This is a genomic window from Microbacterium dauci (assembly GCF_030065535.1).
Lineage (GTDB): Bacteria > Actinomycetota > Actinomycetes > Actinomycetales > Microbacteriaceae > Microbacterium > Microbacterium dauci.
On sequence record NZ_JASJND010000001.1, the window covers coordinates 509,391 to 531,046 of the forward strand.

A 21,656-nucleotide genomic window follows, 5' to 3' on the forward strand; every position below is an offset into this window, starting at 1 on the left:
GTCGCGTCGTCACGTGCGGGACTGTGACGTGGCTGTGACCGGTAACAGGTTCGCAAGGAGTCTATGTCGACTGGATGCCACATTTCTCTCGTCGTTACCGAACTGTGACCGGTCACAGGATGGGCGTGGCAGGTATAGAGTCGGCGCGTGGTGCTCCCTTCCGACCGTCGGCGGCCGACCATCCGCGACGTCGCGGACGTGGCCGGTGTCTCGCATGGGACCGTGTCGCGCGTGATCAACGGCGGCAAGTGGGTGTCGGAGGATGCCCGCGCCGCTGTCGAGGATGCGATCAAGACGACGGGGTACACCGTCAGTCATGCCGCGCGAAGCCTCGCGACAGGACGGGCCGGTTCGGTCGCGTTCCTGCTGACCGAACCGCAGCATCTGCTATTCGCCGACCCGACGTTCGCGTTGCTCCTCCGCGGCGCGACCGAGGCGCTCGCGCAGCGCGACATGACGCTCGTGCTGCTCATCGCGGAGGACCCGTCGCAGTACGCGAACATCGAACGGTATGTGCGGGCCGGGCACGTCGACGGCGTGCTGCTGGTCTCGTCGCACGAGTCGAACCCCCTGCTCGCGTCGCTAACGGCGGCCGGAGTGCCGACGGTGTGCAGTGGTGTGCCGCTGGGTGACCGCGCCCACGTGCCGACGGTGTCGGTGGACGAAGAGGCGTCGGCGCGGGCGATGACCCGGTACCTGCTCGACCGCGGGTTCGAGCGGATCGCGGTGATCACGGGTCCGAATGACACCCCGGGTGGTCGGTTCCGGTTGGTCGGGTTCCGCGACGAGATGGGTGACCGGTTCGACCCGGCGTTGGTCGAGCAGGACGTCTACTCGAGCGACGCCGGCGCCGCGGCGATGACTCGGTTGCTGGAGCGCGCGCCCGACATCGACGCGGTGTTCGCGGCATCCGATGTCATGGCCGTCGGCGCGATCGCCGCCCTCCGCAAGGCGGGCAGGCGCGTGCCCGAGGATGTCGCCGTCGCGGGCTTCGACGATTCGGGGCTCGCCGCGACAGCCGACCCGCCGCTCACGACGATGCGTCAGCCGTGGGCAGAGATCTCGAGCCGCATGGTCGAGATCCTTCTCGACTCGATCGCCGGCATCGAGCGCGACCCCGTGATGCTTCCGACGACGCTCGTCATCCGCGACAGCGCCTGAGCATCCGCGCTCGACGGGCCCTTCGGCGAACCGCAGGCAAGTGACTTCGTCAGCCCATGCTCGCGACCTTCAGACCCTTCGATTTTCGTCATGTGACTTCCGGCTCACATTGGGAGTTGGAGTCCCGACCGAGCGCTTCCCTCCCTCAGAATGAGGCCGAGGGGCGGCTCACTCCGCTCGTGTGAGCCGGAAGTCACGCGCCCTTCCCGAGGCTTCTGTGTGAGCCGGGAGTCACACACCGTCCCCCCCGGCCCCTGTGTGAGCGGGAAGTCACGCGCCCTTCCCGAGGCTCCTGTGTGAGCAGGAAGTCACGCGCCTTTCCCGAGGCTCCTGTGTGAGCGGGAAGTCACGCGCCTTTCCCGAGGCTCCTGTGTGAGCGGGGAGTCACGCGCCCTTCCCGAGGCTTCTGTGTGAGCCGGGAGTCACACACCGTCCCCCCGGCTCCTGTGTGAGCGGGAAGTCACGCGCCGCGCTCCCGGGACTGTGTGAGCTGGAAGTCACATGACGATTTCGGAAGGGTGCCGAAGCCCGAGCCGCGACGTTCGGGCGCGACGGCGGGGCCAGAGCGATGTCGGAGGTGCGCCCTAGCGTTCCGGCATGCACCCCTTCGAAGTCATGGCCGAGCCGGTCCGGCGGCGAATCGTCGAGATCCTCGCGAGCGGCGAGCACACGGCGGGCGAAGTCGCGGCTGCGATCACCCACGAGTTCCGAATCTCCCGGACGGCGGTCTCCAAGCACGCACGCATCCTGCGCGATGCCGAATTCATCGACATCAAGGCGGACCTCCAGTGGCGGTGGTACTTCCTGACCGAAGGTGGACTCGAGCTCCTCGAAGCGGAGGTCGCAGAACTTCGCCGCCGGATGAGCGGTGGGGTCGGCACCGATCCGTTCGGTCGCGGGCGCCGCGATCCGCTCCACGGATTTCCGCCCGCTCCGCGGAAGGGACCGGGACGCCCGCCGCGGCGCGGCACCCGCGGTCGGCAGACAACGTCACACGTGGCGTCCCAACCGGACCTCGGTCTCTACCCGGTGCCGCCGCTCTGAGCCGTCACACGCGTCAGCGCGGGGCCGGCGCCGCCTAGAATCGTCGGGTGACTTCCGGCGGCGACAGCTTTTACATCACCACCCCGATCTACTACCCGAGCGACCTTCCCCACATCGGTCACGGGTACACGACGGTGGCGGTGGACACGCTCGCGCGCTGGCACCGCCAGGCCGGCGACGACACCTGGATGCTCACCGGCACCGACGAGCACGGCCAGAAGATGCTCCGCGCCGCGACCGCCAACGGCGTGACGCCGCAGGAGTGGGTCGACAAGCTCGTCGAAGAGTCCTGGTTCCCGCTGCTGCGCACCCTCGACGTCGCCAACGACGACTTCATCCGCACGACGCAGGCCCGCCACGAAGAGCGCGTCCAGCAGTTCGTGCAGGCGCTCTTCGACCGTGGCTACATCTACGCCGGCGAGTACGAGGCGCTCTATTGCGTCGGCTGCGAGGAGTTCAAGCCCGAGGCCGAAATCGTCGACGGCACCGGTCCGTTCGAAGGCCTCAAGGTCTGCGCCATCCACTCCAAGCCCCTCGAACTGCTGCAGGAGAAGAACTACTTCTTCAAGCTCAGCGAGTTCCAGGACCGCCTGCTCGCGCTTTACAAGACGCAGCCCGACTTCGTCCGACCCGACTCGGCCCGCAACGAGGTCGTCTCGTTCGTGAAGTCGGGGCTCAAAGACCTCTCGATCTCGCGGTCGGCGTTCGACTGGGGCATCCGCGTGCCGTGGGACGACTCCCACGTCATCTACGTCTGGGTCGACGCGCTGCTCAACTACGCGACCGCCGTCGGCTACGGCACCGATCCCGAGCAGTTCGACCGCCGCTGGCCGGCGTACCACGTCGTCGGCAAGGACATCCTCCGCTTCCACGCCGTCATCTGGCCCGCCATGCTGATGGCCGCAGGCCTCGACGTGCCGCGCGGCATCTTCGCGCACGGCTGGTTGCTCGTCGGCGGCGAGAAGATGTCGAAGTCGAAGCTCACCGGCATCGCGCCGACCGAGATCACCGACGTGTTCGGCGCCGACGCGTACCGGTTCTACTTCCTCTCGGCTATCGCCTTCGGCCAGGACGGCTCGTTCTCGTGGGAGGATCTGTCCGCCCGCTATCAGGCCGAGCTCGCCAACGGTTTCGGCAACCTCGCCTCGCGCACCGTCGCGATGATCGACCGCTACTTCGACGGCGTCGTGCCGGCGGCTGGTGCTGCCGAAGAGATCGACCTGCGCGTGCAGCGGGTGGTGGCGGATGCCGCGACGAACGCGGATGCCGCGATCGAGCGCTTCCGCCCCGACGAAGCGATCGACGCGATTTGGACGATCGTCGACGAGCTGAACGGCTACATCACCGAGAACGAGCCCTGGGCGCTCGCGAAGGACGAGGCGAAGCGCGAGCGACTCTCGACGGTGCTGTACACGGCGGCCGAGGGACTGCGAGCCCTCGCCGTGCTGCTCTCGCCCGTCATGCCGGCTTCGACCGCGAAGCTGTGGGATGCGCTCGGCGCAGAGCCCGGTCTCGGCGAGCTCACTGCTCAGCCGCTGCGCGCGGCCGGCTCGTGGGGCCAGCTGCCCGCGGGCGCGACCGTCACGCCGCTCACGCCGCTCTTCCCGCGCGTCGAGCAGCCCGCGTGACCGACCCCAGCAGCTACGTCCGTCAACGGGAGCAGTCCGCCCGCGACGTGCGCTGGCCCGCCGCACCCGAGCCGCTCGCGGTTCCGCTGTACGACAACCACGCGCACCTCGAGATCGAGGACGGCGACGAACCGCGCTCGCTCGACGAGCAGCTGCGGCTCGCCAGCGAGGTCGGCGTCATCGGCGTGGTGCAGGCCGGCGGCGACATCGACTCGTCACGGTGGTCGGCGTGGGCCGCGGCATCCCACCCTCGCGTGCTCGCCGCCGTCGCGATCCACCCGAATGAGGCGCCCGCGTATAAAGCCGCCGGGCAGCTCGACGACGCGATCGCCGTCATCGACGAGCTCGCCGCGCAGCCGCGCGTGCGTGCGGTCGGCGAGACCGGGCTCGACTTCTTCCGCACTGACGAGGACGGCCTCCCGGCGCAGTTCGAGAGCTTCGAGGCGCACATCGACATCGCGAAGCGGCACGGCATCGCGATGCAGATCCACGACCGCGACGCCCACGATGCGGTGCTCGAGACGCTCGAGCGCGTCGGTGCGCCGGCGCGGACCGTCTTCCACTGCTTCTCGGGCGACGCCGACATGGCGCGCTACAGCGCCGAGCGCGGGTACTGGCTGAGCTTCGCCGGCAACGTGACGTTCAAGAACGCGCAGAACCTGCGCGATGCGCTCGCGGTGACGCCGCTGAACCGGATCCTCGTCGAGACGGATGCCCCGTTCCTCACGCCCACGCCGCACCGCGGACGACCCAATGCGCCGTACCTGATCCCCGTGACGGTGCGCTTCATGGCGGCAGAGCTCGATCTCGATGTCGACGAGCTGAGCGCGCAGATCGCGCGGAACACGCTCGAGGTCTACGGCGCCTTCGAGGACTGAACGGCGAGCGCCCGCCTGGTGGTCGCGCCGGGGACGAGGTCCCACGGCAGGTCGACGACCCGCGGGCCGTCATCGGCGAGCGCCGCGGGCAACGTCTCGAACATGACCTGCGCGGCGAGCTCGGGGTGCACGCACACGTGGGTCATGCCGAGGCGGCGGTTCATGTCGCAGTCTGACGCGCACAGCGCGACGAGCTGCACGTCACGCGGGATGACGAGGCGCATCTCTTCGAGCTGCAGGTAGACGTCCGGGCCGTCCTCGGTGCCGGCGAAGATCGCGTCGGCACCGCCCGCGATCGCCTCGCTGAGGATGCGCGGCAGGCTGCGGCGCGACGGGTCGATCGTCAACACGATCGCCTCGCGGCCGCGGACGGCGCTCCAGATCTCGTAGGCGGTCCGGCCGATCTCGTCACGCGGGTGCGAGCCCTCCTCAGTGAGGAACACGATGCGCTCCGCGCCGGTGCGCTCGAGCTCGTCGAGCCCGGCACGGACGGCCGCGTCGTACCCGGTGCGGATACTGAGCCCGCGCGACCCGTCGACGAACTGGTCGTCCGCCACGATCGGGATGCCGCGGGCGATCGCCGCCTGCAGGAAGGTCTGCGAGCCGCGCGCGTCGGGAACGTACAGCGCGTCGAGGGTCGTGCCCGAGAGGAGGTCGGGGTTCGACTCGGGGAGGACCGTCACGGTGAAGCCGTGCTCGGCCGACGCCCGAACGAGGGAGGTGAGCATCCGCACGCGGTGGAGCTCCCACCGGCGGTCGGACTCGTCGTGGTCGGCCATGACGAAGCCGACCGTCATCGTGCGCCCGCTGCGGAGCGCCGCCGCGTGGCGATTCGGGACGTAGCCGAGCTCCGCGGCGATGGCGCGGATGCGCTCGCGCGTCTCGGGCCGCATATTGCCGCGGTCGTTGAGCGCCTGGCTGATGGCCGCCGTCGATACGCCCGCGGCGCGGGCGATGTCCTTCAGCGTGACGCTCGAGGGCATGGTTACTCGCCCTCGTCGGGAGCCGCAGGTGCGGCATCCGGCAGGATCGTGCGGACCGCATCGGCCCACGCGCTCCCGGCGCCGCCGGCGGCGAGGGTGTGCCCGCGCGCGATGAGGTGGTGCATCATGACGCCCGAGAAGTGGCGGAGCGCCGTCTCGACTTCGGGGGCGTCACCGCGGCGACGGGCGCGGGTGAGCTCCTCGTCGAGGAGGCCCTGGACGAAGTGGCGCAGGTCGACGACCGAGGGCGACACCTCGTGCACGCGTCGCGCCGCCGCGTGACGCTGGGCGGCGGATGCCACGATGTCGCGGGCCTGCAGCAGGGTCTCGGCCTCGTCGACGGGGGCGTGGAGGCGGATCGTCTCGAGGTCGAGCAGCTCAACGCCGGGGAGGAGCGCGGTCTCGGGGTCGACGTTGCGGGGGAGCCCCAGGTCGATGATGACCTGCGCGTCGGTGCGGCCGGCGCGGGCGTCGGCGTGGGCCATGGCGCCCAGCGCGAAGGAACCGGCTGCCGTCGTCGTGCAGGTGACGATCACGTCGGCTGCGGCGGCCTCGGCGGCGAAGTCGCTTCGGCCGACGTGGACGAGGTGCTCGCGGTTCGCGAACTTTTTACGCCCCGAGGGGGAGTGGACCCGCACGTCGACGGCGCCGACGGCGCGGAGCGCGGCGAGGGATGCCGCGGCGTAGCGACCGGTGCCGACGAGGAGCACGCGCGCGGTGCCCCAGTCGTCGATGCGCGAGGTGACGAGGTCGACGGCGAGGCGGACGAGCGAGCGCCCGGACTCGCCGATGCGGGTCGAGTTCTTGACCGAGCGCGAGGTCTCGGTGGCGCGCTGGAAGAGGTGCTCGAGCGAGGCGGTTGTGACGCCGCGTTCGCGAGCGCCTTCGAGTGCACGCCTGACCTGCCCGGCGATCTCGTCCTCGCCGACGGCGACGGAGTCGAGGCCGGAGGCGACCGAGAACAGGTGGTGGGCGACCTGGTTGCCGTGCGCGAAGTCGACGTGCTCGCGGAGGTCGCGGAAGGGCATGGAGGCGGCGTGCGCGATCGTCTCGAGCGCGGCATCCATCGCGGGGAGTGCGGCGTCGCCTTCGTGGTCTGCGGCGAGGGGGTCGTCGGCGAGGTCGAAGTACGCCTCGAAGCGGTTGCAGGTTGCGAGCACGACTGCGCCGCGGACCGAATCGTGGATGCCGCTCAGCTCGGCCGCCAGCTCGTCGCCGACGGTCGACAGCCGCTCGAGCGAGTCGAACGGCGTGGAGCGCTGATGGGCGGTGAGACAGACGAGCACAGTGAAGAGAACCCCCTCGGATCGCGACTAGTATATCGATTAACCGATTCGAGGAGTTCATCATTCCGGCCTCCAGCCATCCCCTCATCGCTCACCGCACCGCCTCGTCGCGACTGGTTCGAGCCCTGCTCGGCGACCGACCCGAGATCACCCCCGTGTGGTTCATGCGGCAGGCGGGCCGCTCGCTTCCCGAGTACCGCGCGCTGCGCTCGCAGGGCACCATGCTCGAGGCGTGCCTCGACCCGGCGCTCGCGAGCGAGATCACAATGCAGCCGGTTCGCCGGCACGGGGTGGATGCCGCGATCTTCTTCAGCGACATCATCGTTCCGCTCGCGCTGCTCGGCATCGATGTGCAGATCGCCGCCGGCCGTGGCCCGGTCTTCTCGAAGCCGCTGCACACGGCCGCCGACATCGCCGCGACGGTCGCGATCGACCCGCAGCTCGTCATCGAGCGCGGTGCGCCGGTCGCCGACGCCGTCTCGCGCACGACGGCGATGCTCGCCGAGGAGTCGGAGCGTCGCGGCGAACCGCTGCCGCTCATCGGCTTCGCGGGCGCGCCGTTCACGCTCGCCGCGTACCTCGTCGAGGGTGGCCCATCGAAGGACCACATGGCGGCACGCCGCCTGATCCACACCGACCGCGCCGCGTGGGACGACCTCACCGCATGGCTCGCCGAGGTGACCGGTCGCTTCCTCGCGCTCCAGATCGAGGCCGGTGCCAGTGCCGGCCAGCTCTTCGACTCGTGGGCCGGCGGACTGCCGCCGAAGGACTACCGCGAGGCCGTGCTGCCGGCGTCGGTGGCCGCGCTCGCGCACGCTCGTGCGCTCACGCTGCCCGAGGGCGTCGACCGTCTGCCGCTCGTGCACTTCGGCGTCGGCACCGGCGAGATCCTCGTCGACATGGCGACCCCCGACATCGACGCGCTCGGCGTCGACTACCGCGTGCCGCTCGATGAGGCGCATCGCCGGATCGGCCGCGACCTGACGCTGCAGGGCAACCTCGACCCGGCGCTGCTGTTCGCCCCCGAGGAGATCCGCACGACCGCGATCCACGAGATCCTCGAGGCCGGCCGCGCCGCGCGCGCCCACGTCTTCAACCTCGGTCACGGCGTCCCGATGGACGCCGACCCCGACGCGATCTCGGCGGTGGTGCGCACCGTCCACGAGTGGCGGGCGCGCTGATGTCGGATGCCGCGGTCGTGCACGACCTGGTGATCGTGGGCGGCGGGATCGCCGGCCTCACGATCGCCTGGGAGGCCGCCCGCGCCGGACGCGACGTCGTCCTCTTCGAACAGGCTGACACGACGGGCGGGATGCTGCGGGCAGGTGCTGTCGCAGGCCTCGACGTCGACCTGGGTGCCGAGTCGTTCGCGACCCGCACGAGCGGCGTGCACGACCTCGTGGTCGACGCCCGCCTGCCGGTGCAGTTCGTCGATCCGCTCCCCGCAGGGGCGCATCTCGCCTTCCGCGGACGGTTCGGGCGCACGCATCGCGCGCCGCTGCCGCGTCGCGCGATCGTGGGCATGCCGGCCGACCCGACTGCTCCCGATGTCGCCCGGATCCTCGGTGCCGCCGGCAGTCGCCGTGCCGCCGAAGAGCGCGCGATGCCCCGTACCGAGGGTGCGGAGCCGTCGCTCGCCGACCTCGTGACCCAGCGCTTCGGCGCTGCCGTCGCGGCGCGCCTCGTCGAGCCGCTGTGCCGCAGCGTGTACTCGCACGACGCGGCATCCGTTCGTCTGTCCGCACTCCACCCGGCGCTCTGGGAGGCGTACGAGCGGCTCGGGTCGCTGACCGCCGCGGTCGACGCGCTCGCGCCCGCGACGCGCGCCGGGTCCGCCGTCCGCGGCGTCGAGGGCGGGCTCTGGCGGCTCGCGTCGGAGCTGCGCGCGGAAGCGCTGCGCGCCGGCGCGGTGATCCGCACAGGTACAGCGGTGCGCGAACTCCGCCGGAAGGACAACGGGACCGCCGTGATCATCGACGGCGAGACGCTGGACGCGGCCGAGATCGTGCTCGCGACGGGTCCGTCGGCGGCGGCGAAACTGCTCGGCGCGTCGGTCGCGCCGGCCGAACCGGTGCGCCTCGCCGTCGCCGAGATCGCCTCGCGCGCCCTCGCAGCGCACCCGGTCGGCTCGGGTGTCATCGTGGCGCAGGACGTCGCGACGCCCGCGAAAGCGCTCACCCACGTCGACGCGAAGTGGGAGTGGGCGGATGCCGCGCTCGGCACGGACGTCTCGCTCGTGCGACTGTCCGCCCGTGACGGCGCCCGCATCGACGCCGAGGTCGACGTCGCCCGCGCCGTCCGCACGCTGACCGGCGCGTCGGTCGCGCCGTCCGCGGTGCGGTCACTCGTCCACGTCGAATGGCCAGACGCGGTCAGCACCCCCGACGCCCGCACCGCTTTGGCGGCGGCTGCCGCTGCGCGCGGCATCCGCCTCGCCGGCGCCATCGCCGCCGGGACCGGGCTCGCCTCGGTCATCCCGCACGCCCGTGCCCTCGCGCACGAGATCCTCGCCACCACCCCTCAAGAAGGAGCACGTCATGTCCGCTGACGAGACGTCAGCACCCGAGCTCGGGTACACCCTGTTCGCGATCCTCGCCGGTCCCCGCCCGCGCCGCGGCGCACCGTCGACCGAGGAACTGACCGCCCTCGAGGCCGTCGCCGAGGCGCTGCCCGCGCGCGGCGTGACCCTGCGCGGTCTGTACGACGTGACGGGGATGCGCGCCGACGCCGACCTGATGGTGTGGCTGCACGGTGAGGACCCGGCCGAGCTCCAGAAGGCGCTCCGCGACCTGCGTCGCACCGACGTGCTCGCCGCGTTCGAGAACATCTGGAGCGCGATGGGCGTGCACCGCGAGGCGGAGTTCAACAAGCGCCACGTGCCCGGCTACCTGCGCGGCGAGCACGCCCGCCAGTGGCTGTGCCTGTACCCGTTCGTGCGCAGCTACGAGTGGTACCTGCTGCCCGAGGAGGAGCGCTCGCGCATGCTCGCCGAGCACGGCCGCCAGGGCGCGAAGTTCCGCGACGTCGTGGCGAACACCGTCTCGACGTTCGCGCTGAGCGACTACGAGTGGCTGCTGCCGCTCGAGAGCGACAACCTCATCAGCCTCGTCGACCTCATGCGCGACCTGCGTGCCACCGACGCGCGCCGCCACGTGCGCGAAGAGGTGCCGTTCTACACCGGTCGCCGCGTGCAGGTCGCCGAGCTCGCTGAGGTGCTCGCATGAGCGCCGTCAACATCGGGAGCACCGGGAACAACGGGAGCGAGTTCCGCCCGAAGCCGCCGCGCGCGACCGGCACGGTCACAGCCTCCGGCTGCGCCGTCCCTGGCGCGACCGAGGCGACGTGCGGCGGCGAGCCGCACGCGACCGTCCCGGTCGCCTACGACGGCATCCTGCTGCTCGGCTTCGGCGGCCCGGAGGGCCAGGATGACGTCATCCCGTTCCTGCGGAACGTCACCGCGGGCCGCGGCATCCCGGACGAACGGCTCGAGGAGGTCGCGCACCACTACCGCCACTTCGGCGGCGTGTCGCCGATCAACGAGCACAACCGCGAGCTGAAGGCGGCGCTCGACGCCGAACTCGCCTCGCGCGGGCTCGACCTGCCGGTCTACTGGGGCAACCGCAACTGGATGCCGTATGTGACGGATGCCGTCGAGTCGGCGCACCGCGACGGTCGCACGAAGCTGCTCGCCATCGCGACGAGCGCCTACAGCTCGTACTCGTCGTGCCGGCAGTACCGCGAAGACCTCGCGGACGCCGTCGAGGCGACCGGCCTGCAGACCGCGCTCCAGATCGACAAGGTGCGGCAGTTCTTCGACCACCCCGGCTTCGTCGCGCCGTTCGTCGACGGCATCCGCTCGGCGGTCGCCGAGCTCGAGGCGCGGGGCATCACCGACCTCGCGAACGACGTCGAGGTGCTCTTCTCGACGCACTCGATCCCGAACGCCGACGCCGACCGTTCCGGCCCGCCCGAGCGCGGATTCGGCGAAGGCGGCGCATACGTCGCGCAGCATATGGCCGTCGCCGCCGAGATCATGACGCAGCTCGGCATCCCGTCGTCGTGGCAGCTCGTGTTCCAGAGCCGCTCCGGCCCGCCGTCGGTGCCATGGCTCGAGCCCGACATCAACGACGCGATGCAGGACCTTCCCGGTCGCGGCCGCAAGGCCGTGCTCATCGTGCCGCTCGGTTTCGTGAGCGACCACATGGAGGTCATGTGGGACCTCGACACCGAGGCGATCGAGACCGCGCAGGAGCTCGGCATGATCGGCATCCGCACCGCGACACCGAGCACGCACCCCGCATACGTCGCAGGCCTCGTCGACCTCGTCGAGGAGCGGCTGCAGGCGACGCCGGTCGCCGAGCGCCCCGCGGTGACCGACCTCGGGCCCTGGTACGACGTGTGCCGTCCGGGGTGCTGCGAGAACAAGCGACTCGGGTTCCAGCCCGCGCTCGCGGGGATCGCCCCGTGATTCACGGCACAGGGACAAACGGAGCGCTCCGTCTCGGCACGCGGGCGAGCCTGCTCGCCACGACGCAGTCGCAGCTGGTCGCCGACGCGATCACTGCGGCGACCGGTCGCGCGGTCGAGCTCGTCAAGATCACGAGCGACGGCGACGTGCTCACCGGGCCGCTCGCGCAGCTCGGCGGCACGGGCGTGTTCGCGACCGCGCTGCGCGACGCGCTGCTGCGGGGCGAGTGCGATCTGCTCGTGCACTCGATGAAGGACCTGCCGACGGCGCCGTTCCCCGGCATCGTCATCGGTGCCGTGCCCGAGCGTGCCTCGCAGCGCGATGCGCTGTGCGCGCGCGACGGCCTCACGGTCGCGACGCTCCCCGCAGGTGCCCGCGTCGGCACCGGGTCGCCCCGCCGCGTCGCGCAGGTGCTCGCGCAGCGGCCTGACCTCGTCGTCGAGGGCATCCGCGGCAACGTCGACAGCCGGCTCCGCAAGGTGACCGACGGCGAGTTCGATGCCGTCGTGCTCGCCGAGGCGGGCCTGCGCCGCATCGGTCGCGAGGCCGCGATCACCGAGGTCCTCCCGTGGGCGACCTCGGCCGCGCAGGGTGCGCTCGCGATCGAGGTGCGTGCCGGCGACGCCGACGCCCTCTCCGCCGTGCAGACCGTGGAAGACGCGGATGCCGCTACCGCCGCGCACCTCGAGCAGGCGGTGCTCCGCCACCTCGAAGCCGGCTGCGCCGCGCCCGTCGCGATCGACGCGGTCGTCCGCAATGGCCGCATCTCGCTCGTCGCAGAGGTCTCCGCGCTCGACGGCTCGCGGAGCGTCCGCGCGGTGCGCGACCTCGACGCCGGCACCGACCGCGAGGCCATTGCGGCGGACGTGGTGCGCGAGTTGTTCGCCGGCGGTGCGGCGGACCTCGCCGACCTCGCCGGGACCTCCCGATGACGGGGGCGCTCTCCGGTTCGCACGTCCTCGTCCCGCGCGGCGGCGCGTGGGGTGAGCGCGTCTCCGCTGCCCTGACCGCTCGCGGTGCGGTGCCCGTCGTCGCTCCGCTCATCGAGACGGTGCCCCCGCGCAACCTCGCCGCGCGCGACCGCGCGTTCGCCGCGCTGGCGGCGGGGGAGTACGCGTGGGTGTTCGTGACGAGCGCCGCGACCGTCGAGCAGCTCCTGGCGCAGGGCGTGCAGGTACCGGCATCCACTCGCATCGCCACCGTCGGCCAGGCGACCGCACGCGCCGTCGAGGCCGCCGGGTGGCCGGTCGACTTCGTGCCGGTCGGTGCGTCTTCGGCTGCCGCCATGATCCGCCAGTGGTGCGTCGGTCGTGCACCGTCCGCAACCGGACGCTCGCTCGTGCTGCGCAGCGACCTCGCGCAGGCCGTCGTGAGCGACGAGCTCGAGGTGCGTGGCTTCCCCGTCGACGTGTGTGTCTCGTATCGCACCGTCGGCGTCGACCTCGACCAACAGGTCGTCGACGACCTCCGCACCGGCATCGTCGACGTCGTGCTGCTGACCTCGGTGAGCGTCGGGCGGGAGCTCCGTCGCCAGGTCGGCGCGCTGCCGGCGGGTACCCTCGTGGCATCCATCGGCCCCGGCACCACTCGCGACGCCGAGACCATCGGGTTCACCGTCGCCCACACCGCACGTTCGCAGGGCATCGAGGCGCTGATCGCCGAGCTCGACGCCCTCCCCGCTCATCCGAAGGAGTCCGCATGACCGCGTTCCCGACCCGCCGCCTCCGCCGCCTGCGCGGCACGCCCGCGCTCCGCCGCCTCGCCGCCGAGCACCACCTCGTGCCGTCGCAGCTCGTGCTGCCGGTCTTCGTGAAGGAGGGCATCACCGAGGCGCAGCCGATCGCGAGCATGCCCGGCGTCTCGCAGCATCCGCTCGATGCGCTTCCCGATGTGGTGGATGCCGCGGCCTCGGCCGGCCTCGGCGGGATCATGCTCTTCGGCGTGCCGTTGACGCGCGATGCGACCGGCACCGGTGCGACCTCGCCCGACGGCATCCTGAACCGGGCGATCGCCGTCGCGGCACGTGCGGCGGCGGGGCGCCTGACGGTGCAGGCCGACCTCTGCCTCGACGAGTTCACCGACCACGGCCACTGCGGTGTGCTCGCCGCGGACGGGTCGGTCGACAACGACGCGACGCTCGAGATCTACGCCGAGATGGGCGTCGCGCAGGCTCGCGCCGGCGCCGACGTGCTCGGTCTGTCGGGGATGATGGACGGCCAGGTCGGCGCGGTGCGCGCCGCGCTGGATGCTGCGGGCTTCGCGAACGTCGCGATCCTCGCGTACTCGGCGAAGTACGCGTCGGCGTTCTACGGTCCGTTCCGCGACGCGGTCGAGTCGACGCTGCAGGGCGACCGTCGCACCTACCAGATGGACCCCGCGAACGGTCGGGAGGGCGTCGAAGAGGCGCTGTTCGACATCGCGGAGGGCGCGGACGTCGTGATGGTGAAGCCCGCGATGCCGTACCTCGACGTGCTGGCGCGGGTCGCCGACGCGTCGAGCGTGCCGGTCTGGGCGTACCAGGTGTCGGGCGAGTACGCGATGATCGAGCACGCGGCATCCGCCGGTCTGATCGATCGGGAGCGCGCGATCGGCGAGAGCCTGCTGGGCATCCGCCGCGCCGGGGCCGATGTCATCCTCACGTACTGGGCGATCGAGGTCGCCGGCTGGCTGCGCGCCGGGAAGGAGCTCGCATGAGCCGCAACGATGAGCTGTTCGCCCGCGCCCGGGAGGTCATTCCCGGTGGTGTGGATTCGCCCGTCCGCGCCTACGGGTCGGTCGGCGGGACGCCGCGGTTCATGGTGTCGGCGAAGGGTGCGTACGTCACCGACGCCGACGGTCGCGAGTACGTCGATCTGATCGCGAGCTGGGGGCCGGCGCTGCTCGGACACTCCCACCCCGCGGTGCTCGACGCCGTTGTCACGGCCGCGCAGCGCGGGCTGTCGTTCGGTGCGCCGACTGCGGCCGAGACCGAACTGGCGGAGGAGATCCGTCGTCGGGTGCCCGCCGCCGAGAAGGTGCGGCTGGTGTCGACCGGTACCGAGGCGACGATGACGGCGATCCGGCTCGCGCGCGCCGCGACCGGGCGCGACCTGCTGATCAAGTTCGCGGGGCACTACCACGGGCATTCCGACGGGCTGCTGGCGCAGGCCGGGTCGGGACTCGCGACGCTCGCGCTGCCGGGGTCGGCGGGCGTGCCGGCGGCGATCGCCGCGCAGACGCTCGTGCTGCCCTACAACGACCGGGCCGCGCTCGAGGCCGTGTTCGCCGAGCACGACGGCAAGATCGCCGCGATCATCACCGAGGCTGCGGGCGCGAACATGGGTGTCGTGCCGCCGGCGCCGGGATTCACCGCGTTCCTCGCCGACATCGCGCACCGGAACGGCGCGGTGCTCATCAGCGACGAGGTGCTGACCGGGTTCCGTGCCTCGGCGTCGGGGTACGCGGGAGTGCTGACGGCTGCGGGAGAGGACGTCGTTCCCGATCTCGTGACGTTCGGCAAGGTGATCGGCGGCGGGCTGCCCGTCGCTGCGGTCGCCGGACGCGCCGACATCATGGATCTGCTCGCGCCGACCGGTCCGGTCTACCAGGCGGGGACGCTGTCGGGGAACCCGGTCGCGGTCGCCGCCGGGCTCGCGACGCTGACGCTCGCCGACGCAGCGGTGTACCGGCGGTTGGATGCCGCAGCGCAGGCCGTTGCCGGCGCGGCATCCGCTGCGTTGACGGAGGCCGGGGTGCCGCACGTCGTGCAGTGGGCGGGGACGCTGTTCAGCATCTTCTTCGGCGACGCCGTTGTCGGCGGGGTGCCGGATTACGCGACCGCGACCGCGCAGGATTCGGCGGCGTACGGCCGGTTCTTCCACGCGATGCTGGATGCCGGTGTCTCGATGCCGCCGTCCGCGTTCGAGGCCTGGTTCGTCACCGCCGCCCACGACGACGCCGCGATCGGCCGCATCGTCGACGCGCTGCCTGCGGCGGCGCGGGCTGCTGCGGGCTGAGGCGTGCGCGTTCTCAAATCGTGATGCTCCCGAACGCGGACGTACGTCGCGGTTGCCGGGTATCGAGGCGACGCTCCACCGTCGACAGCGCCTCGAGCGAAAGCGATATCGCCATCAACATCGCTGCGTGAGTCCATTGAACGGACGCCGACAGTCGGGCGTTCAGAATGCCCTCTCGAGCTTCGCCGAGCACTTCCACGGCCGAGTATCTGGTTGCTCTGCTTGCAGAAGGATGGCTGAGGCCGCTAATGATCCTCCAGATGCTCGCTGCGTAATTCCCTGGCACATCCTCCGGGTGCGGGACGGCACGAATGATGCGGGCGTAGCCGGGCAGCCCCTGCGCGACGCTCGACCACGGGATGTCGTGCTGAGCGCAGATTCCTCGGATCAGCCGTCGCGCCTTCGCGTCGCCCTCCTTGAACGCTGAATCCCCCTTCTTGATTTGATCGACATCGAGCCCACCGTGAAGTGCGGCGGCTTTCAGCGCCTCCTCGTGAAGAGCTTTGTCCTCGGCGAGATCTTCTACACGTGCGCTCAGCGACCGACGAAGACGTTCACGCTGCTCGTCCGGTTCAGCGATCCACGTCACGAGCGCCGCGGCTTCGATGATTGAGCGGATAACGGGGTAGTGGCCGTACATGGGCACGGCCATCTGATCGCCCTGGACGAGCATCTCGCGTGCGACTCGCAGGTTATCGGCGATCATGCCAAGAATGGTCATGATTTGGTGGCTCACTTGGAGCCAGCTTGTGGCGGCGTCGTCCGAACCGAGTTGCGACCACGCTGCTGGGGTTCGCGCAGATATCGCCGCGTGACGGTCGAGTACTAGGTCAACGTACGACAAGCGTTCGAGGAGCAGTTCGGCTGCGCGCGCCTCATCCGCGTCGGAGATCGATTCTGGGGTTGCTCGCATGACGCGAGGTTGCCATCAGCCTCCGACACGGCGAGGATCTCGCACAGGTGGGAGTAACGAGACCATCACGTCCGCCGAACCGCGGACCGCAACCGCACGGGCGACGTCGTCACCGCGCACCAGGTCATCGAGGTGTCGAACCAGACCGGTGCCATCACTTCGGGGACGCCGCGATTCATCCGGATCCGCCAGCCGATCTTGTCGAGGAATCGGTGGTGGAACCAACACAACAGCACCCCGTTGTCGGTGTGGGTGGGTCCGCCGACGGCGTGCTCGACGACGTGGTGGATCTCGCACCACGCGGCAGGGGTGCCGCACCCGGGGATGATGCAGCCGCCGTCGCGGAGCGCGATCGCGCGGCGCTGATGCCGGTTGAAGACCCGCTCCTCGTTCCCGATCGAGATGATCCGGCCGTCGCGACTCGTCACGCGCTGGATCGCGCCGGCGCACGCGATGTGCCGCGCCACGGCGATCGAGATCGGCTCGTCGCACCCCTGCGCGTGCGCGTACCCGTGGCCGGACGCCAAGTCCTCTTCGGTCGCCTGCACGACCAGCGTCGGCGCGTGCCCGCCGAGCGTGGGCAGCAGGCCACTGGATGCCGCGGCGCCCAGCGCCGCCGCGAGCGCGTCGTGCTGCCGCTGCGCGCGCGACCGGTCGTCGCGAGGCGCGTCCAGGGAGGGATCGTCGTCGGGGACGAATGCGACCTTGGGGGAGAGCTGCGCATCGAAGATCGTCTGCAGTTGCGCGGCGACGTCGGGGAGCAACATCCCGCGCATCGGCACACCGTGCGGCGTCGCGGCGCCGAGGACGACCGACCGCTTCCGCTCGGCGGCACGCTCGCGGGGCTCGGCACCGTCTTGATCGAGTGCGACCGCCCACGTCTGCGCGTGGATCTTCAGCAGCGCCGCGCACGCGGGCGGCGCGCCATCGGGTCCTTCGCCGCGCGCTTCGGCCACGACGACGGCGGCCGCGTCGCGACGGGTGTCGTCGGGCACACGCGGCGAGGTGGTCCGGAGCGGTTCCGTGATGGCGAGCACGCCGTCGACACCGAGCACCCCGTCGACCATCGCGGTGCGGACCTCCGGGTACGACGCCGCGCACCGCTCACCGGTGATCTCCGACACCGCCGGCCGCACCGCGGTCGCGGCGCGCTGCAACCGGGCCGCGCTCCGAGCATCGACACGGGTGAGCTGCTCGACGAGTTCGGTGACGTCGCGGCATCCGAGATGGGACGTCATCCGCTCGTCGCGCACCGGCTGCTCCGACCGTCGCGTCACCTCGCCGACCGCGTCCACGAGCAGAGCCTCGACGAGCCGCTGCAGGTCGCCGACGGCGGACAGCTGCTGTGCGAGTTCGGTCTCCGTTGCCCGCTCGAGCCACCGCTCGGCGTCGCTCCGCGCGACGACCGTCGCAACCTGCGTCTGCAGGTCGCGAAGCGGCTGTCGGAGGAGGTCCATACCCCCAATTCTGCCGAGGGGGTCCGACATTGATCGCTGAAAAAGGGCCGATCCAACGCCGAAAAACCAGGTTCGCGGATGAGGTTTATCTCATGTGTGCGCGCGGGAGAGATCTGGCTTCGAGACCCGCCCCAACTAGGCTGGACACCATGCCCGTGACCTTGCTCGGCGCCGCCGAGATCCGTGCGCTCGCCGCCGACCTCGACGTGACCCCGACCAAGAAGCTCGGGCAGAACTTCGTCGTCGACGCGAACACGGTCCGCAAGATCGTTACGGCCGCGAAGGTCACCGCCGCCGACCGTGTCGTCGAGGTCGGGCCGGGCCTCGGATCGCTGACCCTCGCGATCCTCGAGACCGGCGCACCCGTCACGGCCGTCGAGATCGACCACCGCCTCGCCGCGCACCTGCCGACGACCGCCGCTGCCCACGGCGTGCCGGACGGCGCGCTCACCGTCGTCCCCGCCGATGCACTCCGCGTCACCGAGCTCCCCGGCGATCCGAACGTGCTCGTCGCGAACCTCCCGTACAACGTCAGCGTGCCGGTGCTCCTCCACTTCATGGAGACGTTCCCGGGCATCGAACGCGGCGTTGTCATGGTGCAGGCCGAGGTCGCCGAGCGCCTCGCCGCCCCGCCGGGATCGAAGATCTACGGCGCCCCCAGCGTCAAGGCCGCCTGGTACGGCCCGTGGCGCCTCGCCGGCACCGTCTCGCGCCAGGTGTTCTGGCCGGTCCCGAACGTCGACAGCCTGCTCGTCGGCTTCGAGCGCGACGCGACCCCGCGGGGGAGTGAAGAGCTCCGTCGTCGCACCTTCCACATCGTGGATGCCGCGTTCCAGCAGCGCCGGAAGATGCTGCGCCAGGCGCTGTCGGGGCTCTTCGGCGGGTCGTCGGGCACCGCGAGTGCGGTCCTCGAGCAGGCCGGTGTTCCGCCGACGGCGCGCGGCGAGGATCTCACGATCGAGGACTACGTCCGCATCGCACGCGTCTGACCCCGCGGCATCCGGACGACGGCGTCCATCCGTCCTGAGCTTCCGCTCGCCCGGGCGTCGCGCCCGCGGCATCCGCTCGTCCGACCACCCCACCAGCGTCGCGTTCCTGCGGAAATGTCGTCTCTTGAGGGCTGAACCTGCGCGCTCGCTCCTCAGGCGGCCGCATCTCCTCAGCACCCCGGCTCACACGCGCCTCATCGCTGTGTGAACCGGAAGTCACATGACGAAAACGAAGGTGTCAGGGCCCTGAGTCCTCCCGAACGGATGCCGCCCCGCGCGTTCGCGCTTCGTTCCGCACGCGTTCACGAAACATGCCTGTAACATTTCCACCAGCACCACCCGAGCATCACCGAGCACCACCCGACAGGTACCACCCGAGCACCACCGTCGAAAGGGAACGACCATGCGCCGCGCCGAGCACCCGGCCGCCGAACGGATCGTGCTGCACATCAGCGACACCCACCTCCGCGCACCCGGGCCCAAGCTGTTCGACACCGTCGACGGCCACGCCTCGCTGACGACCGCGCTCGACGCGATCGAGGCGAGCGGCCTGGCTCCCGACGCCGTCGTGTTCACCGGCGACCTCGTCGACCTCGGCGAAGCGGCGGCGTACGACCTGCTCCGCGAACTCGTCGAGCCGTTCGCCGAGCGCATCGGCGCGAAGCTGCTCTGGGTCATGGGCAACCACGACGCTCGGCCCGAGTTCCGCGCCCGTCTGCTCGACGAGACGACCGGCGACCCCTTCGCCCCCTACGACCGCGTCGACGAGCTCGACGGCTTGCGCATCGTGACGCTCGACTCGACCGTCCCCGGCGCCCACCACGGCGAGGTCGCCGACGCGCAGCTGGCATGGCTCCGCGACGTGCTCGCTACCCCCGCGCCGCTCGGCACCATCCTTGCGATGCACCACCCGCCCGTGCCGAGCGTGCTCCCGCTCGCCTCGAGCGTAGAGCTGCGCGACCAGCGACGCCTCGCCGACGTCCTCCGCGGCACCGACGTGCGCGCCATCATCGCCGGGCACCTGCACTACTCGACGTTCGCGACGTTCGCCGGCATCCCGGTGTCGGTCGCATCGTCCACCTGCTATGCGCAAGACCTGACGGTCCCCGTCGGCGGCACACGCCCGCAGGACGGTGCCCGCTCGTACAACCTCGTGCACGTCTACGACGAGACGGTCGTCCACTCCGTCGTGCCGCTCGACGCGGCGCGCACCCTCGAGTACATCGACGCCGACGAGGCGCAGCGACGCCTCGCGGGCGCCGGCATCAGCGGTGCGACGACGCGAGCGGCTCGGCAGCCGGCGCTGCACTGACCGCGGGGTTCTCCCACGGCGCCCGGATCGGGAACAGCCGCTCCAGCAGTCCCGTGACCGCGCGCACGCGCACCGGTTCCGGCACCTCGTGGTCGCCGCCGTCGTTGAGGCAGAACATGTCGACGTCGGTGCGATCGGCGAGCCGCTCCATCCGGCGCAGCGACGCGGCCTGCGTCGTCTGGAAGTAGCGCACCCGCGGCGCGGTCGACGCGATCGCGCGCCCGGTGAACTGCGCGTAGTAGTGGTAGAGGCAGTTGGTCACCGACACGTCGGTCGCCGATCGGAACCGGGATGCCGCGGTGCTTGCGATCTGCTCCGGGAACTCCTGCTCGAGCTCGAACATGATGCTCCGACGCAGTGGCGCCGCGCAGTGCTCGAGGTCGCGCACGATCGTGCGGCCGAAGCGCTCAGAGAGGAGTGCGCGGTTGTTTCGGAGCGCGTTGTCGTGGCCGCTGCGCGCCGTACGATTCGGCCCGGTGCCGATGCGGATCTCGCACTCGACGAACGACGAGACACCACCGGGGGAGAAGAACAGGTCGGGCGACACCGAACGGCCGAAGAACATGTCGTCGTTCGAGTAGAGGAAGTGCTCTGCGAGCCCGTCGATGCGGTGCAGCTGCGCTTCGACCGCGTGGGAGTTGTGCGTCGGTAGCACCGAGGTGTCGGCGAAGAACTCTTCGCTGCGCACGATCGTCACTTTGGGGTGATCGAGCAGCCATGCGGGCGCGGGGGAATCGGTCGCGATGAAGATGCGGCGCACCCACGGCGCGTACATGTGTACGCTCCGCAGCGCGTAGCGCAGCTCGTCGACGTGACGGAACCGGGCGGGCCCGTCGTCGCCCTCGCCGACCACGTACTCTGACATCCGCGCAGCGCGCTGGCGCTGGAAGTCGGTCGACGATCCGTCGACCCACGAGAACACCATGTCGATGTCGTGCGTGATTTCGCCCGGGTGCGGGTCGAACATGCCGCGCAGCGTCTCCCACGCACGTCCGTACCGTTCGACGGTCGTCCGCTCGAGGTCCTCCACGGGGATCGCTCGTCGAGTGAGCGCGTTCGCGAGGGGCGCTTCGACGACCTCTTCGCCGAACCGCCAGAACTCGAGTCGCGCGGCGAGTCCCGCGCCGTAGCGCAGTCCACCGGCGAGCCGCGGGCGGAACACGCGCACCGACGACGGGCCGGTCGCACTGTGCCGGTAGTCGGTGAGTGGCACCGTGGTGCCGCCCTTCGGCTTCACGTACAGCGGCTCGGTCGCCGCGATGCGGGTCAGCGCCCGGAAGGCGCGGGCCCGGTCGGCGAGGTCGACCGCCAGTGCGGGGGCCGCGCCATCGTGACGCAGCAGGAGATGGTGGATGCCGTCGGCGTCGAGCGCGTCCGCGACGAGCAGCAGGTCGGCGATGCGCGCCTGCTCGGGTGTCGTGTCGTCGTGGCGGAGGTGCAGGATCCCGCCGTGCAGGACGATGTCGCTGCGTTCCAGGAATCCGCTCCACGAAGTGCCGTCCTGCGGCAGTGCAGTCATGCGGGGCATGGGTCCTCCTGGTG

The 21,656-nt window shown here is 71.0% G+C and carries 19 protein-coding genes; 14 read left to right on the forward strand and 5 right to left on the reverse strand.

Features of this window, described 5'->3' with window-relative positions:
* Nucleotides 1-147 precede the first annotated feature (147 nt).
* From QNI14_RS02470 to QNI14_RS02485, 4 genes are all read left to right on the forward strand, one after another.
* Nucleotides 148-1,161, forward strand: coding sequence for a LacI family DNA-binding transcriptional regulator (locus QNI14_RS02470; RefSeq protein ID WP_283714598.1), 1,014 nt, complete (start codon nucleotides 148-150; stop codon nucleotides 1,159-1,161).
* Nucleotides 1,162-1,758: 597 nt separating this feature from the next.
* On the forward strand, nucleotides 1,759-2,205 hold the full coding sequence (locus QNI14_RS02475; RefSeq protein ID WP_283714599.1) for an ArsR/SmtB family transcription factor: 447 nt from the start codon (nucleotides 1,759-1,761) through the stop codon (nucleotides 2,203-2,205).
* Between the two features lie 47 nt (nucleotides 2,206-2,252).
* Nucleotides 2,253-3,833, forward strand: coding sequence for a methionine--tRNA ligase (gene metG, locus QNI14_RS02480; protein WP_283714600.1), 1,581 nt, complete (start codon nucleotides 2,253-2,255; stop codon nucleotides 3,831-3,833).
* Nucleotides 3,830-4,711, forward strand: a complete 882-nt coding sequence (locus QNI14_RS02485; RefSeq protein ID WP_283714601.1) for a TatD family hydrolase — start codon at nucleotides 3,830-3,832, stop codon at nucleotides 4,709-4,711. The genes metG and QNI14_RS02485 overlap by 4 nt, the downstream gene beginning before the upstream one ends.
* On the opposite strand, the gene QNI14_RS02490 is transcribed toward QNI14_RS02485, so the two are convergent.
* The gene (locus QNI14_RS02490) at nucleotides 4,690-5,694 is read right to left on the reverse strand and encodes a LacI family DNA-binding transcriptional regulator (protein ID WP_283714602.1); all 1,005 of its coding nucleotides are present in this window, start codon (nucleotides 5,692-5,694) and stop codon (nucleotides 4,690-4,692) included. The genes QNI14_RS02485 and QNI14_RS02490 overlap by 22 nt on opposite strands.
* Before the next feature lie 2 nt (nucleotides 5,695-5,696).
* Nucleotides 5,697-6,980 carry a glutamyl-tRNA reductase gene (locus tag QNI14_RS02495; protein ID WP_283714603.1) on the reverse strand — a complete coding sequence of 428 codons (1,284 nt, stop codon included), beginning with the start codon at nucleotides 6,978-6,980 and terminating at the stop codon, nucleotides 5,697-5,699.
* A gap of 113 nt (nucleotides 6,981-7,093) precedes the next feature.
* Here QNI14_RS02495 and hemE point away from each other — a divergent pair, with 113 nt between their 5' ends.
* Genes hemE through hemL form a run of 8 tightly spaced genes read left to right on the forward strand, consistent with a single transcriptional unit; the run spans nucleotide 7,094 to nucleotide 15,443 of the window.
* Nucleotides 7,094-8,161: a uroporphyrinogen decarboxylase gene (gene hemE / locus QNI14_RS02500; RefSeq protein ID WP_283714866.1), complete on the forward strand. Its 1,068-nt coding sequence runs from the start codon at nucleotides 7,094-7,096 to the stop codon at nucleotides 8,159-8,161.
* Nucleotides 8,146-9,528 carry a protoporphyrinogen/coproporphyrinogen oxidase gene (locus QNI14_RS02505; RefSeq protein ID WP_283714604.1) on the forward strand — a complete coding sequence of 461 codons (1,383 nt, stop codon included), beginning with the start codon at nucleotides 8,146-8,148 and terminating at the stop codon, nucleotides 9,526-9,528. The genes hemE and QNI14_RS02505 overlap by 16 nt, the downstream gene beginning before the upstream one ends.
* The gene (gene hemQ, locus QNI14_RS02510) at nucleotides 9,518-10,204 is read left to right on the forward strand and encodes a hydrogen peroxide-dependent heme synthase (RefSeq protein WP_283714605.1); all 687 of its coding nucleotides are present in this window, start codon (nucleotides 9,518-9,520) and stop codon (nucleotides 10,202-10,204) included. The genes QNI14_RS02505 and hemQ overlap by 11 nt, the downstream gene beginning before the upstream one ends.
* Nucleotides 10,201-11,448, forward strand: coding sequence for a ferrochelatase (locus tag QNI14_RS02515; RefSeq protein ID WP_283714606.1), 1,248 nt, complete (start codon nucleotides 10,201-10,203; stop codon nucleotides 11,446-11,448). The genes hemQ and QNI14_RS02515 overlap by 4 nt, the downstream gene beginning before the upstream one ends.
* Entirely contained in the window at nucleotides 11,445-12,380 is a 936-nt protein-coding gene (gene hemC / locus QNI14_RS02520) for a hydroxymethylbilane synthase (protein WP_430539229.1), read from the forward strand. Before QNI14_RS02515 ends, hemC begins: the two co-directional genes overlap by 4 nt.
* Nucleotides 12,377-13,150 (forward strand): uroporphyrinogen-III synthase, encoded by a 774-nt coding sequence (locus QNI14_RS02525; RefSeq protein ID WP_283714607.1) that lies wholly within the window; start codon nucleotides 12,377-12,379, stop codon nucleotides 13,148-13,150. The genes hemC and QNI14_RS02525 overlap by 4 nt, the downstream gene beginning before the upstream one ends.
* Nucleotides 13,147-14,142: a porphobilinogen synthase gene (gene hemB / locus QNI14_RS02530; RefSeq protein ID WP_283714608.1), complete on the forward strand. Its 996-nt coding sequence runs from the start codon at nucleotides 13,147-13,149 to the stop codon at nucleotides 14,140-14,142. The genes QNI14_RS02525 and hemB overlap by 4 nt, the downstream gene beginning before the upstream one ends.
* A complete protein-coding gene (gene hemL, locus QNI14_RS02535; protein WP_283714609.1) occupies nucleotides 14,139-15,443 on the forward strand; it encodes a glutamate-1-semialdehyde 2,1-aminomutase in 1,305 nt (434 codons plus the stop codon). Before hemB ends, hemL begins: the two co-directional genes overlap by 4 nt.
* 13 nt (nucleotides 15,444-15,456) lie before the next feature.
* Here hemL and QNI14_RS02540 read toward each other — a convergent pair whose 3' ends face one another.
* The gene (locus tag QNI14_RS02540; RefSeq protein ID WP_283714610.1) at nucleotides 15,457-16,356 is read right to left on the reverse strand and encodes a hypothetical protein; all 900 of its coding nucleotides are present in this window, start codon (nucleotides 16,354-16,356) and stop codon (nucleotides 15,457-15,459) included.
* A 65-nt stretch (nucleotides 16,357-16,421) separates the two neighbouring features.
* The gene (locus tag QNI14_RS02545; RefSeq protein ID WP_283714611.1) at nucleotides 16,422-17,813 is read right to left on the reverse strand and encodes an HNH endonuclease signature motif containing protein; all 1,392 of its coding nucleotides are present in this window, start codon (nucleotides 17,811-17,813) and stop codon (nucleotides 16,422-16,424) included.
* A 149-nt stretch (nucleotides 17,814-17,962) separates the two neighbouring features.
* Here QNI14_RS02545 and rsmA point away from each other — a divergent pair, with 149 nt between their 5' ends.
* Complete coding sequence (gene rsmA / locus QNI14_RS02550) at nucleotides 17,963-18,802, forward strand: 16S rRNA (adenine(1518)-N(6)/adenine(1519)-N(6))-dimethyltransferase RsmA (protein WP_283714612.1); 840 nt, start codon at nucleotides 17,963-17,965, stop codon at nucleotides 18,800-18,802.
* Nucleotides 18,803-19,205: 403 nt separating this feature from the next.
* Nucleotides 19,206-20,114: a phosphodiesterase gene (locus tag QNI14_RS02555; protein ID WP_283714613.1), complete on the forward strand. Its 909-nt coding sequence runs from the start codon at nucleotides 19,206-19,208 to the stop codon at nucleotides 20,112-20,114.
* Here QNI14_RS02555 and QNI14_RS02560 read toward each other — a convergent pair.
* On the reverse strand, nucleotides 20,068-21,642 hold the full coding sequence (locus QNI14_RS02560; protein WP_283714614.1) for a stealth family protein: 1,575 nt from the start codon (nucleotides 21,640-21,642) through the stop codon (nucleotides 20,068-20,070). The genes QNI14_RS02555 and QNI14_RS02560 overlap by 47 nt on opposite strands.
* Nucleotides 21,643-21,656: the final 14 nt, after the last annotated feature.